Origin of the sequence: Shimia aestuarii (assembly GCF_900114635.1) — a bacterium.
Taxonomy (GTDB): Bacteria; Pseudomonadota; Alphaproteobacteria; order Rhodobacterales; family Rhodobacteraceae; genus Shimia; species Shimia aestuarii.
Genome location: NZ_FOTQ01000003.1, coordinates 22189 through 35074, shown reverse-complemented (window position 1 = coordinate 35074; position 12886 = coordinate 22189). Strand labels below are relative to the sequence as shown.

Sequence of the window (12886 nt, the reverse complement as noted above, 5' to 3'; positions counted from 1 at the left end):
TCATGTATGCTGTTCTTCTTCTCGCGATGGTTCTGACGCTTTTGGCGTTCAGACAGAACATCATCGTCATCCTGCTTGCTTCGGCGGCCTATGTGCACCTTGTCTGGGGCGACGGACACCTCGAATACCTCGCCGAAGATATCTGGATCAGCCTCGACAACGCGCTTTTGCTGGCGATCCCGATGTTCCTTCTGGCGGGTTCGATCATGACCCGCGGATCCATTGCGCGCCGCCTGATCGACCTGGCCATCAGCGTCACGCGCCCCATTCCCGGGGGCCTCGCCGTGGCCACGATCCTGAGTTGCGCCATCTTCGCCGCCATTTCCGGTTCCTCGCCGGTCACATTGCTGGCAGTGGGCACGATCCTTTATCCAGCACTCCTCGAAAACGGCTATTCCAAGCGCTTCTCGCTCGGCGCGCTGACTTCGGGTGGCACATTGGGCATCATCATTCCGCCGTCCATCCCCCTCATCCTATACGGCATCGTGAACGAACAAAGCATCGCTGACCTGTTCCTCGCCGGGATCATTCCCGGGCTGATGATCGCTGGAGTGCTGGCAGGGTATTCCTACTGGGTCAACCGCAAGATGCCGTCCGAGCCGTTCGACCTGCGCGAGTTTGCCACCGCCTTGCGGCGCGGCGGCTGGTCAGCGCTGTTGCCGGTGATCCTGCTGGGCGGGATCTATTCAGGCTATTTCTCGGCCACCGAGGCGGCGGCGGTGGCACTGGTCTATGCCCTCTTCGTCGAGATTTTCATTCACCGCGAGCTGAAGCCAATCGACTTTTACCATACCTGTGTGGACACAGCGAAGTTGCTGGGGATGCTGTTCCCGATCGTGGCCGTCGCATTGAGCCTCAAGACCATCCTGACAATCGAAGAAATCCCCGACCAACTGGCGCTGTGGATCACGTCGGTCACCGACAACAAAATTGCCTTCCTGCTGGCCGTCAACGTGCTCTTGCTGATCGTCGGCTGCCTGTTCGACGTGATCTCTGCAATCCTGATCCTGGGTCCCCTCCTGATGGTTCCGGCGGTGGCCTATGGCATAAACCCGGTGCATTTCGGCGTAATCATGGTGATCAACCTCGAGATTGGTTTCCTGACGCCGCCCCTTGGGCTGAACCTAATCGTGGCGATGACCGCCTTCCGAGAAAGCTTCATCGAGATCTGCCGCGCGGTATTGCCATTCATCGCGCTTATCCTCGCAGTGCTCATGGTTGTCACCTTTGTGCCTCAGACAGCACTGTTCTTTGTGCGATAACGAACCTTCGCGTCGCTTTGACAGGGCGGCGCGACACGCTTAAATCAAGGATGGAGCGGCCTCAACAACAGGGAATGGCATGGATATCGGCGCGTTACTGATGGATGATGACATCCCCGGCGTTCTCCCGGCCAAACAGGCGCGCAGCCGCCGCATTCGCGATGCCTATATCGAGGCGGGCATAAAGCTGTTGAACAGCAATAGGTTTAACGACCTCAAGATATCGGATCTTGCAGAAGAGTGTGGCCAGTCCGTCGGCAGCTTCTACACCCGCTTCGAGGACAAGGAAGCCTACTTTCGCGCCTTGCGTGCAACTGCAATCCAGCTCTGCAACTCGGAAATCCATGCTCGCGTCAACGTGGATAAACTCTATGAAATGGAACCCGGCGAAGCGCTCGATGCCTTGGTTGACCTGATGGCCGATCTCTTCACCGGACCGGTCCGTGGCGTGCTTCGCGAATCCTTGCTGCGCATTCTCGAACCCGATGACCCGTGGGCCCCGATGCGCGACAGCGCACGCGAGATCATGCGCAATTATCGCCGCGCCTGTGCGACACTGTTTCCTGCCTTCTCCCCGGAAGAGACCAAGGAAAGACTAAGCTTTTGTTTTCAGCTCATCGTCGGTGCGCTTCAGAATGACCTTGTCAACGACTACCACGTTTTCTCGACACGAGACCATTCGCTCAGGGCTGCGCTGAAAGAGGCGACACATCGATACATGCGTTTGACCGACTTGTATTGAAGCAGTCGCTCACATTCCATCCTTCAGACGAGTGATCTGAGAATTGCCTTGGCAAGAAGGCGGGCACTGGAACCCGTAGGCTCCAGTGCCAGTCTGTCTTACATATCACTACCGGCGAAAGGCAGCGGGTAGTTGCCGATCTGCTGTGGTGTGAACGGCAGCTTTTCGGTCTCGACCGGCGACGTGTAGAGCTTGCGGGTTTCGGGACGTTCGTTTGAAATGCCCGTCAATGCCGGCCCAGGGGTTGCATCCGGGCGGTTCGGATATTCCTGCATCCACAACTCGTGCCGGGCACGCTGGCGGTTGAACATCGATTTGACGTGGAACTGCTGAATCATCTCCCCGGTCCTTTCTCGCGGATCGGTATAAAGATCATAGAACTCGTTCTTCGAAAGACCTGGTGTCGCGTTTTTCCAGTCGCGCTTGAACCGGCCTTTGACGCCTGCGGCCAGGTTCGGGCCCTGGTAGATCATCACATAATCCCGGCGGCTGAAGCCATCTCCATTCAGGAACAGCGATGTCTGGTCGACACCATCAATCACCCGGTCAGTGGGGATCTGGTCCATTGCGCCACCGAGGCGGGCAAATGTGGTGAACAGGTCGCTGACATGAAGGATGTCACCCACGATCTGGTCCGGTTCGATCACGCCCTTCCATTTCGCAATTGCCGGCACACGCACGCCACCTTCGGTAAAGTCACCCTTGCCGCCGGAGTACAGGGTTTCGGCCATGCCCCGAGGACCATAGTGAATGAAAGGCCCATTGTCGGCCATCACCATGACGAGCGTATTCTCGGCAATGCCCTTTTCCTCAAGATGCGCCACAAGTTCGCCAACGAAGTCATCGACAGCGATCAGGCCTTCCGCAAGCATGTTCTTATTTGCCGTCGCTCTCTTCGCAACTCTGGGGTCGGGAAAAAACGCACCGAGAATGGGCTGGTAGGCGATAAAGAATGGCTCGCCGGCTTCGACGCTCTTGTCGATGAAGGCCAGTGTCCGGCGCTGGGATTCAGTTTCGATATCCCAGTAGTTTTCAATGTTTGGCGGCGGGCCCCATTCAAGGGTTTCCCCGCCCTTGGTGCCTTCCAGTGTCCAGACCTGACCCAGCGGCTGCCAGGATTTATCCATGTCATATTTGTCTTCGCCGTAAAGCTCGGGATAAAGCCCGGTTATGACGTTGCCAACCTCGGCCCCGGGGTTCCACATCGAAGGCACCTGGTTGTAGGGGGTAAAGAACGCCTCGTCGTAGCCTTGGTTGTGAGCATAGGAAAACTCTGTGTCGCCAAGGTGCCATTTGCCGTAAAACGCGGTTTTGTACCCAACATTCGACAGCACCTCGGCAATGGTCACTTCCTCGGCATCCATGCCGGAATACTCAACCGGGAAAGAAACGGTGTGCATGCCGCTCCGCACGGCGTACCGACCGGTCTGAAGCGCTGCACGCGTAGGCGTACAGGCGGGTTCCGTGTACATGCGCATGAAGTTGATGCCTTCATCCGCCATCCGGTTCATGTGTGGCGTCTCGAACCCGCGAACCGCCTGAATTTCCGGGATGCCGACCTCGCCCACCGCAGTGTCATCCCACATGATGTGGATGATGTTGGGCTTGGTGCCGAACTTGGCCTCCAGCGCGTCCAGCTTCTCCTGAAGTGACGCATCTTCGGCGGCCCACCGTTCGCCATGCTGTGCTTCGAGAACATAGTGTTCGGCATCATGAATGATCTTGCCACTTTCGGCATGTGCGCCGGTCAGCGACATCATCACAAGTGCCAACGCACTGCATGATGCCTTGCCTGATTTCAGTTTCATGTGTCTTCTCCAGATTGTGAAAATTGGTGTGGGCTCGAACTGGTACTGTCGGGCCCCCGGGGCCCTCCGACCCTGCGCGAAGCTCTCTCGAGCGCGGCGCGGATTTCGTCTGTGAGGCCTTTTAAACTCTCCAGAAAAAGGTCGCGTGCCTTCTGCAAATCCTCTTCCGAGGCACCCTCACACTGCGACAGGACGTGCAGGTCCCCCACGAGCAACTCGTAATCGTCGCAGATCTCTGCAAAGATGGCGTCCGTCGCACGCAAACTTTTGATCGCGTCGCGCGCTTTTGGCAGGCATTCTTCTGCTTGAGCGGGGTAGGCCGCTGGGTTTTCGTCATTGGAGCCCATCTCACCAATCCTCCTTGCGGTTGAAAGGTCGGAACAAGGGTTATACGGTGAAAGATGACGTGAAACGCACCGGAGAAATTCTCTTAGGCATTTGTTTTGGTTTGTTTTCTTAGCGCATGACTGAGTAGGGGTGCAGATTCGATTCATGAGTCCGGAAAACGAAAAATCCATTCGAATTGCGCTGGAGGACATTCTGAAAAGTCCGCAGCTGTCCGGCTCCGCCCGTCTGCAGGGTTTTCTGACTTACGTGGTCGAACAAAGCCTGCAGGGCCACCCTGAAGAGATCGTTGGAAAGATCATCGCCCAGGACGTTTACGGGCGTCAGCCCGCCGATGGCAGCGACAATATTGTGCGGGTCGATGCCCGCCGATTGCGCCGCGCCCTGTCAGACTACTATGCGACACATGGCGGTAATGACGCCGTCGTGATCCACATCGATAGCGGCGGCTATGTTCCCAGGTTCGAGTTTCGCGAAGGAGGCAAAGAAACACAAAAGCTGGCCAAATCGCGCCTCGCACAATTCCGAATTCCGATAGCGTCAATATCGCTGTTCGCTGTGGCTCTGCTCGTCTGGTCGGTTGGGAGAGGTATCGATTTTCCCCCGAGCCCGGACAGCGCGGACATCAACGTGCAGGAGCGCGCGGTGCAGGAACGCAAGGCGCTGGCAGAGAAATCCATGGCGACGTTGCAGGCCTCGAATATGGCAGCAAAAGCAAGCGAAATGCTGTTCCCGATCGCGGATGTCGAACTTCAAACCGCAGCTCTCAAGTTGTTCGAAGAGGCCATTCGCATCGATCCTGCCTATGCAGGTGGGTATGCGGGAGCAGCTCACAGCTTGTCTACTCTGGCCATTTTGGCACCGGATCTCGAGCAACGTGAGGAAAAGCTTAAGGCGGCGTCGCTCATGTCCGGCGCTGCCGTCGATCTTGACCCGACTGATGGTTGGGGCATTTCGTCCCAAGCCTGGCTGGCCTTCGCCAGCGCGGATTTCGAAAACGCGAAAACGCTCTCTCACCGGGCCTATTTGCTGAGCGAAATAGATGGCAGGGTTTTGAACTTCCGTGCTCTCATTCTTTTGCTGACAGGGAGCTTTGCGGAAGCGCAAAAGATTTCAGCGCCTGACGCGCCGCGCAGAGATGCGGGTTCGCACCAGGCAAACCTGAATATTCATGGGGTCGCCAGTTTTCATCTTGGTGACTACGAGACTGCTGTTTCTTCCTTCGATTCCGCGATTGCGTCAGGCGCTCCTGTCAGTGAACTGACGCTGCTCTATATGGCTGCGTCATACCAGGCAAATGCGCAGACTGACGAGGCTCAGAAACTTCTCGCGGAATTGTCACGAACCTGGCCTCTGTTTCAGCCAGAGGTCGCATTGAGCAAGTTCTATGCGAGTCACGAACACGTGGATGCTGTACTCGTCCACTTAATGGCGGCAGGTTGGCCAAAGGATCAGTAACTTGTCCAGAGTTTGTGTCGTCCAACCCCTTTTCGTGCTCCGGAAATTGTATCTGTCACGGAATCCGAGATGCCCAATTCCACCAGTTCCGACACAGCCATTGCGAAGTTGACAAGCTCTTAAGCGACCGCTGTGATTTCGACCTTGCGCGGTTTTCCGGCTGTGCGGAGATGGTGTGAGGAGCCCCAAAATTTGTGGACGCTTTGCCCCTAACTTTGAAACAAGGAGGCCGATATGGGGACAAGCAATTACAGTGACGGGTTTAAGCGGCACGAAGTGCATCTGATCACGGTGCGGGGTTACCCCACGCCTCGCGCATTGCGCTGGCTTCTTCCAACATTTGGATAGCGAGCTGATCAGCATCATCGAGTGAAATTACATATGCGATTTCCTCGTCCTCATAAACATCCGGTGCTGCGATGCACTTCAAAATGAATTTGACCGCCCTCGACAGCTCGGGAACGAAGTTCGACACAGGGGAAGATTTCCGTGACGTGTCAACGGGGGTGTTTGGGCCGGTTCGACGCTAAACTATTGGAATGAATGGGACCGCCCGGTCCCCTGACTCCGACCAAGCAGACGAGCGCCCTCGGACGCCTTTGTTGTTTACTTGGTCGTCTCCAGCGACATCTCCAACATTTCGCGCACGGTATGTCCTCAGTCCGTTTTTGACTGGTGGCACCCTATCGCCCAAGAAGCGCCTCCCGTCTTCCGGACTTTAGTCCCCGCTCCGTTCCTTTGCCGTCTTCGTCACACCTAGAAAGTCGATTTCGACAAAGATACCACTCGAATTGGAAGGTACCCTCGATTTATTCCGAATTTCGAGACAGCTGCTCCCAATTTTCAAATACTCCGGAAAAGAGTTGTCGCATCTTTGTGGCTGGCAGCTCGGGTTGGCAGGACGCATAGTTGGTCGAATATTCAAGTCGGCCTTCAGGAGCGTCCATGAGCACCACCTATTATGCACCGCGCGGGGGGCACCCCGGCCAGGAACAACTTCTGACGGATCGTGCGATTTTCACCGACGCCTATGCCGTTATTCCCAAGGGCACCATGCGCGACATCGTGACGAGTTTTCTGCCGTTCTGGGACGATACGCGGCTCTGGGTGATTGCACGGCCCATGACCGGATTTGCCGAGACGTTTTCGCAGTACATCATGGAAGTCCAACCTGATGGTGGCTCGGATCGGCCCGAAACCGATCCCGAGGCCGAAGGGGTTCTGTTTGTCGTGGAAGGCACCGCCACGTTGAACGTGGGCGGAGAGACCCATGAGATGACGCCGGGCGGTTATGCCTATCTGCCCCCTTCGTCGGGTTGGACCCTGCGCAACCGTGGCGATGAGACGCTGCGGTTTCATTGGATTCGCAAGGCTTATGAAGCGGTTGAAGGGTTGGACACACCGGATGTGCTGGTGCTCAATGAGCAGGATATCGCGCCCAACGTGATGCCGGGCACCGAGGGCAAGTGGGCGACGACGCGCTTCGTCGACCCGGCAGACCTGCGCCATGACATGCATGTGACCATTGTCACGTTTGAACCGGGCGCCGTGATTCCGTTTCTGGAAACCCATGTGATGGAGCACGGGCTTTACGTGCTTGAAGGCAAGGCGGCCTATCGCTTGAACAATGACTGGGTCGAGGTCGAGGCCGGGGATTACATGTGGCTGCGCGCCTTCTGCCCGCAGGCTTGTTATGCCGGTGGGCCGGGCAAGTTCCGGTACCTGCTTTACAAGGACGTCAACCGGCACATGTCGCTGCGTCCGCGGCTCTCACGTTAACGCTGGCGCTACGCCCCCGATCGCCTGCGTCAGCGCCTTGGCTGCCTCGGTGACCGGGGCGCCCAGGCGCGCAATCTCCTCCGGGCTGACCCGGCTGGTCGGTCCCGAGACGGAAATCCCGGCCAGGGCCTCTCCGTTCATGTCGAAAACCGGCGCCGCGATACAGCGCATGCCCGCCGTGCGTTCTTCGTTGTCGATGGAAAACCCTCGGGCGCGGATTTGAGCGAGGTCTTGCATGAGCGCGTCACGGTCCGTGATGGTGTACTCGGTAAAGGCCTGCAAACTGCTTTTGGCGAGAACCCTTTGCAGACGATCCGTCTCCATATGCGCCATAAGCGCCTTGCCGATCCCGGACGAGTGCATGTCAGAGAGCGTGCCGGGCGGGAAAAAGGCGCGGATGGTTTCGTGGGTTTCCACCTGGCTCAGAAACAGAACGCTGCCTTCCTTTTCGATCCCGAGGTTGGCGGTTTCGCCGGTGTCTTCCATCAGCTTGCGCATGATCGGGCGGGCACGGTCGACAAGGCTGGTGCGGCGCAGGAAACGGGCGCCGATCACAAAAGCACCGGGGCCGATATTCCAGACCTGTTCATCCGCATCGAAATCCACAAGGCCGCGCCCTTCGAGCGTGACCAGAACGCGGTACACCGTGGCCGGAGACTGACCCATATCCTCGGCAATACGGGTCAGGGGCAAGCCCTTTGACCGGCTCAGATACTCAAGCACCGCCATTGCGCGATCCAGCGATTTGATGGTGTTCTGTTCTGTTTTGTCATGCCAGTCGCGCGGGCGCCCACGCGCTCTGCGACCCTCGTTCGGACCATTTTCCTGAGAATCCATAAAATGTCTCTCCATCAAAGTGAAAGCCTTTTTCACAATATGAAAAATTCAAGCCGCTGACAAGACTTGGTTTTTTCTCACCTCTCCACTTTTGAAAAATGATTTCAAAAAAATTTCACCTGCAGGGAAGCGCGTCTATGGTCAGGGCAACGATGCAAGGAGACGATCCATGAGCTTTCAGAACCCGGTCTTTATTCCCGGCCCGACCAATATCCCCGAGAGCCTGCGCAAGGCCTGTGACATGCCCACCATCGACCACCGGTCGTCACTGTTTGGGCAAATCCTGCACCCGGCCCGCGCGGGCGTACGCAAGATCCTCAAGAGCGAGACGGCGGAAGTTTTCATTTTCCCCTCGACCGGCACCGGTGGTTGGGAAACCGCTCTGACCAATTGTCTTTCGTCGGGTGACAAGGTTCTGGCGGCGCGCAATGGCATGTTCAGCCATCGCTGGATCGACATGTGCCAGCGGCACGGGCTGGATGTTCAGGTTGTGGAGACCCCGTGGGGCGAAGGGCTTCCGGCGGACCGCTATGAAGAAATTCTGACGGCAGACACCGCCCATAAGATCAAGGTGGTTCTGGCCACGCATAACGAGACCGCCACAGGCGTGAAGTCGGACATCGCTGCTGTGCGCCGCGCGCTGGATGCGGCGGGGCACCCCGCGCTGTTGTTCGTGGACGGCGTGTCATCGATTGCGTCGATGGATTTCCGCATGGACGAATGGGGCGTGGATGTTGCCGTGACCGGTTCGCAAAAGGGGTTCATGCTGACCGCTGGGCTGGCCATCGTGGGCTTTAGCGCCAAGGCGATCGAGGCCACCAAGTCCGCCACCCTGCCCCGCACCTTTTTTGACATCAACGACATGACCGCAGGCTATGCTAACAATGCCTATCCATACACACCCGCCGTTGGCTTGTTGAACGGGCTGAACGAAGCCTGCGCGATGCTGCTGAACGAAGGGTTGGAGAACGTATTTGCCCGCCATCACCGCATCGCCGAAGGCGTGCGAGCCGCTGTAGGCGCTTGGGGGCTGGAGCTGTGCGCGGCCAATCCGTCGGTCTATTCCGACACGGTCAGCGCCATCCGCACACCTGACGGGTTCAACGCGACCGACATCGTCACCCATGCCGCCAGCAAATACGGCGTCGCCTTTGGCGTGGGGCTTGGCGAAGTGGCGGGCAAGGTGTTCCGCATTGGCCATCTGGGAAGTCTGACCGATGTCATGGCGCTTTCGGGGATTGCAACGGCCGAGATGTGCATGGTCGATCTGGGGCTGGATGTCCGGCTGGGTTCGGGGGTTGCTGCCGCGCAGGAGTATTACCGTGGACACGGGATCGAAGCCCAGAAAGATGCCGCGTGATGAAGGATACCGCGATGTATATTCCAACCTATCAGGACATGCTGGACGCGCATGAGCGCATCAAACCGTATATCCGGCGCACCCCGGTGCGGACCTCGGATTACCTCAATGAACTGACCGGCGCCGAGCTGTTCTTCAAGTGCGAGAACTTCCAGGAACCTGGCGCGTTCAAGGTTCGCGGTGCCTCGAACGCCGTGTTCGGGCTGGATGATGCACAAGCCGCCAGGGGCGTGGCCACGCATTCCTCGGGCAATCATGCGTCCTGTCTGAGTTATGCCGCCATGAAGCGCGGCATCCCCTGTAACGTGGTGATGCCGCGCACGGCCCCGCAGGCCAAGAAGGACACGGTCCGTCGCTATGGCGGTCAGATCACGGAATGTGAGCCGTCCACCTCGTCGCGCGAAGAAACCTTTGCGCGGGTTCAGGCGGAATCGGGCGGTGATTTCGTGCACCCCTATAACGATCCGCGCGTCATCGCCGGTCAGGGCACCTGTTCGCGCGAGTTCATGGAACAAACCGATGGGCTCGACATGGTGGTCGCGCCGATTGGCGGGGGGGGCATGATCTCGGGCACCTGCCTGACGCTGGCGACGCTGGCGCCTGAGACGCAGGTGATCGCCGCCGAGCCGGAACAGGCCGATGACGCCTATCGCAGCTTCAAGGCGGGGCACATCATTGCCGATGATGCGCCCAAGACCATCGCGGACGGGCTGTTGGTGCCGCTCAAGGACCTGACATGGCATTTCGTGTCGAACCATGTGAGCGAGATCTACACCGCGTCCGAACAGGAAATCATCGATGCGATGAAGCTGATCTGGAAACATCTGCGGATTGTCATGGAGCCGTCAAGCGCGGTGCCCATGGCGACCGTTCTCAAGAACCCGGACGCGTTCAAGGGCAAGCGCGTGGGGCTGATCATCACCGGCGGCAATGTCGATCTGGATCGACTGCCGTGGACCCATGGTGCGTGAGATCACGCACCCAACCAACGAAACTGTAGGGTGTGTGCTTGCACGCACCGCCCCGTACCGAAAGATCGAAAGATGAGAGACATGACAAACCTGGACACTTACGAAGTGGGCTTTGACATCCCGGCCAAGCCCGGCATGGACGAGGCCGAGATCCAGACGCCCGCACTGGTGCTGGATCTGGACGCGCTGGAGCGCAACATCAAGAAAATGGGCGACTATGCCAAGGCGCATGGGATGCGGCATCGGGTGCATGGCAAAATGCATAAGTCTGTCGATGTCGCCAAGCTTCAGGAAAGCCTTGGCGGCGCGGTTGGCGTGTGCTGTCAGAAAGTGTCCGAGGCCGAGGTGTTTGCCCGCGGCGGGATCAAGGACATCCTTGTCTCGAACCAGGTGCGCGACCCGGCCAAGATCGACCGTCTGGCCCGCCTGCCCAAGTTCGGCAGCCGCACAATTGTTTGCGTGGATGACATCGAAAATGTCGCCGAGCTTTCGGCGGCAGCGGTCAAACATGGCACCGAAATCGAGGTGTTCATCGAGATCGATTGCGGCGCGGGACGGTGCGGTGTCACCACCACGCCCGAGGTCGTGGCGATTGCCAAGGCGGTCGAGGCGGCAGAGAACCTGAAGTTCTCGGGCATTCAGGCCTATCAGGGCGCGATGCAGCATCTGGACAGCTATGAGGACCGCAAGGACAAGCTCGACGTGGCGATTGCCATGGTGCAGGACGCCGTGGACGGGCTTAAAGCCGAGGGGATCACCTGTGAGCTGGTTTCCGGCGGCGGCACCGGATCGTATTACTTTGAGTCCAACAGCGGCGTTTATAACGAGCTGCAATGTGGATCCTATGCGTTCATGGACGCCGATTACGGGCGCATTCTGGACAAGGATGGCAAGCGTATCGATCAGGGCGAATGGGAAAACGCATTCTTCATCCTGACCTCGGTCATGTCGCATGCCAAGGCGGACAAGGCCATCGTGGATGCGGGCCTCAAGGCACAGTCGGTCGACTCGGGCCTGCCGGTGATCTTTGGCCGGGATGATGTCGAATACATCAAATGCTCGGACGAACATGGCGTGGTCATGGACCCCAACGGCGTGCTCAAGGTGAATGACAAGCTGCGGCTCGTGCCCGGCCACTGTGACCCGACCGCAAACGTGCACGATTGGTATGTCGGAGTGCGGAACAGCAAGGTGGAAACCGTCTGGCCCGTCTCGGCGCGCGGCCGCGCCTATTGATCCAAGAGTGACCCATCCGGGCGGCGGCCCCGCCCGGAGACCGCCCATGCGCCAGTTTCTCATCCTGCTGAGCACATGGGCGGACCTGACTAGATTTGGAGACTTCCCATGCTGATCGTACCCGAACGCGATATCGCGGACCTGATGACGCGCGCCGCGGCCTTTGAGGCCGTGGAACAGGTTTTTGCCGCAATGGCATCCAAGGATGCCTATAATTTTCCGGTCGTGCGCGAGGCGATCGGTCATGAAGACGCGCTTTATGGCTTCAAGGGCGGATTTGACCGCGCGGGGTTGACGCTTGGCCTCAAGGCCGGGGGCTATTGGCCCAACAATTTGGAAAAGCGCGGGCTGATCAATCATCAGTCGACGGTGTTCCTGTTTGATCCTGACACGGGCATGGTGCGGGCGATGGTCGGGGGCAACCTTTTGACCGCGCTGCGCACGGCAGCGGCATCTTCAGTGTCTATCAAGCATCTGGCGCGCAAGGACGCCAAGGTTCTGGGCATGATCGGCGCTGGCCATCAGGCGACGTTCCAACTGCGTGCCGCCTTGGAACAGCGGGATTTCGAAAAGGTCATCGGCTGGAACTATCACCCCGAGATGCTGCCTAACATTGCCACAGTCGCAGAAGAGGCGGGCGTGCCGTTTGAGGCGGTTGACCTTGAAGGGATGCGGGAGGCGGATGTGATCGTCTCGATCACCTCGGCCTTTGCACCGTCACTTTTGGCCGATCACGTCTCGGAAGGCACGCATGTCGCCTGTATGGGGACAGATACCAAGGGAAAACAAGAGGTTGAGGCGCGCCTCTTGGCCAAGGCCACCGTGTTCACGGACGAGGTCGCGCAGTCGATTTCCATCGGAGAGGCGCAACACGCGGTTGCCGAGGGGCTGATCCGTGCCGAAGATGTGGCAGAGCTTGGCGCGGTGATCAATGGCACGCATCCGGGCCGCAGTTCCGATGACCAGATCACGCTGTTTGACGGCACTGGTGTGGGTTTGCAGGACCTCGCGGTGGCGGCTTCGGTGGTCGATCTTGCCGTGGAAAAAGGCGTGGCGATCGAGGTGGATTTCTGACGCTCGGATCACCT

11 protein-coding genes are annotated in these 12886 nt (G+C 58.4%); 8 read left to right on the top strand and 3 right to left on the bottom strand.

Annotation, left to right across the window (positions count from 1 at the left end):
- Positions 1 to 2 precede the first annotated feature (2 nt).
- Together BMZ35_RS09640 and BMZ35_RS09635 are read left to right on the top strand one after the other, a co-directional pair.
- On the top strand, positions 3 to 1262 hold the full coding sequence (locus BMZ35_RS09640; protein WP_093093416.1) for a TRAP transporter large permease: 1260 nt from the start codon (positions 3 to 5) through the stop codon (positions 1260 to 1262).
- Between the two features lie 79 nt (positions 1263 to 1341).
- Positions 1342 to 2004: a TetR/AcrR family transcriptional regulator gene (locus tag BMZ35_RS09635; protein ID WP_093093414.1), complete on the top strand. Its 663-nt coding sequence runs from the start codon at positions 1342 to 1344 to the stop codon at positions 2002 to 2004.
- 98 nt (positions 2005 to 2102) lie between these two features.
- On the opposite strand, the gene BMZ35_RS09630 is transcribed toward BMZ35_RS09635, so the two are convergent.
- Positions 2103 to 3812 carry a sulfatase-like hydrolase/transferase gene (locus BMZ35_RS09630; protein WP_093093412.1) on the bottom strand — a complete coding sequence of 570 codons (1710 nt, stop codon included), beginning with the start codon at positions 3810 to 3812 and terminating at the stop codon, positions 2103 to 2105.
- On the bottom strand, positions 3809 to 4159 hold the full coding sequence (locus tag BMZ35_RS09625; RefSeq protein WP_093093411.1) for a hypothetical protein: 351 nt from the start codon (positions 4157 to 4159) through the stop codon (positions 3809 to 3811). The genes BMZ35_RS09630 and BMZ35_RS09625 overlap by 4 nt, the downstream gene beginning before the upstream one ends.
- A gap of 145 nt (positions 4160 to 4304) precedes the next feature.
- Between BMZ35_RS09625 and BMZ35_RS09620 the strand changes: the two genes are divergently transcribed.
- Both BMZ35_RS09620 and BMZ35_RS09610 read left to right on the top strand, forming a co-directional pair.
- Positions 4305 to 5615 (top strand): winged helix family transcriptional regulator, encoded by a 1311-nt coding sequence (locus BMZ35_RS09620; RefSeq protein WP_093093409.1) that lies wholly within the window; start codon positions 4305 to 4307, stop codon positions 5613 to 5615.
- A gap of 945 nt (positions 5616 to 6560) precedes the next feature.
- Complete coding sequence (locus tag BMZ35_RS09610; RefSeq protein WP_093093405.1) at positions 6561 to 7394, top strand: bifunctional allantoicase/(S)-ureidoglycine aminohydrolase; 834 nt, start codon at positions 6561 to 6563, stop codon at positions 7392 to 7394.
- Here BMZ35_RS09610 and bhcR read toward each other — a convergent pair.
- Entirely contained in the window at positions 7386 to 8231 is an 846-nt protein-coding gene (bhcR, locus tag BMZ35_RS09605) for an HTH-type transcriptional regulator BhcR (RefSeq protein ID WP_093093404.1), read from the bottom strand. The two genes, BMZ35_RS09610 and bhcR, sit on opposite strands and share 9 nt — an antisense overlap.
- 169 nt (positions 8232 to 8400) lie before the next feature.
- Between bhcR and bhcA the strand changes: the two genes are divergently transcribed.
- The 4 genes from bhcA to bhcD all read left to right on the top strand — a co-directional run bounded on the left by bhcA (position 8401) and on the right by bhcD (position 12872).
- A complete protein-coding gene (bhcA, locus tag BMZ35_RS09600; RefSeq protein ID WP_093093402.1) occupies positions 8401 to 9591 on the top strand; it encodes an L-aspartate--glyoxylate aminotransferase BhcA in 1191 nt (396 codons plus the stop codon).
- The gene (bhcB, locus tag BMZ35_RS09595) at positions 9591 to 10562 is read left to right on the top strand and encodes a beta-hydroxyaspartate dehydratase BhcB (protein ID WP_093093400.1); all 972 of its coding nucleotides are present in this window, start codon (positions 9591 to 9593) and stop codon (positions 10560 to 10562) included. The genes bhcA and bhcB overlap by 1 nt, the downstream gene beginning before the upstream one ends.
- Positions 10563 to 10634: 72 nt before the next feature.
- Entirely contained in the window at positions 10635 to 11798 is a 1164-nt protein-coding gene (bhcC, locus tag BMZ35_RS09590) for a 3-hydroxy-D-aspartate aldolase BhcC (RefSeq protein WP_093093398.1), read from the top strand.
- 108 nt (positions 11799 to 11906) lie between these two features.
- Positions 11907 to 12872, top strand: a complete 966-nt coding sequence (gene bhcD / locus BMZ35_RS09585; protein WP_093093396.1) for an iminosuccinate reductase BhcD — start codon at positions 11907 to 11909, stop codon at positions 12870 to 12872.
- Positions 12873 to 12886 lie beyond the last annotated feature (14 nt).

Excerpts from the sequence above, each read along its gene's own strand:
- BMZ35_RS09635 (WP_093093414.1), top strand. The coding sequence starts at position 1,342 with ATGGATATCGGCGCGTTACTGATGGATGATGACATCCCCGGCGTTCTC.
- bhcA (WP_093093402.1), top strand. The coding sequence starts at position 8,401 with ATGAGCTTTCAGAACCCGGTCTTTATTCCCGGCCCGACCAATATCCCC.
- bhcC (WP_093093398.1), top strand. The coding sequence starts at position 10,635 with ATGAGAGACATGACAAACCTGGACACTTACGAAGTGGGCTTTGACATC.
- BMZ35_RS09625 (WP_093093411.1), bottom strand. The coding sequence starts at position 4,159 with ATGGGCTCCAATGACGAAAACCCAGCGGCCTACCCCGCTCAAGCAGAA.
- BMZ35_RS09610 (WP_093093405.1), top strand. The coding sequence starts at position 6,561 with ATGAGCACCACCTATTATGCACCGCGCGGGGGGCACCCCGGCCAGGAA.
- BMZ35_RS09630 (WP_093093412.1), bottom strand. The coding sequence starts at position 3,812 with ATGAAACTGAAATCAGGCAAGGCATCATGCAGTGCGTTGGCACTTGTG.
- bhcB (WP_093093400.1), top strand. The coding sequence starts at position 9,591 with ATGAAGGATACCGCGATGTATATTCCAACCTATCAGGACATGCTGGAC.
- bhcR (WP_093093404.1), bottom strand. The coding sequence starts at position 8,231 with ATGGATTCTCAGGAAAATGGTCCGAACGAGGGTCGCAGAGCGCGTGGG.
- BMZ35_RS09620 (WP_093093409.1), top strand. The coding sequence starts at position 4,305 with ATGAGTCCGGAAAACGAAAAATCCATTCGAATTGCGCTGGAGGACATT.
- BMZ35_RS09640 (WP_093093416.1), top strand. The coding sequence starts at position 3 with ATGTATGCTGTTCTTCTTCTCGCGATGGTTCTGACGCTTTTGGCGTTC.
- bhcD (WP_093093396.1), top strand. The coding sequence starts at position 11,907 with ATGCTGATCGTACCCGAACGCGATATCGCGGACCTGATGACGCGCGCC.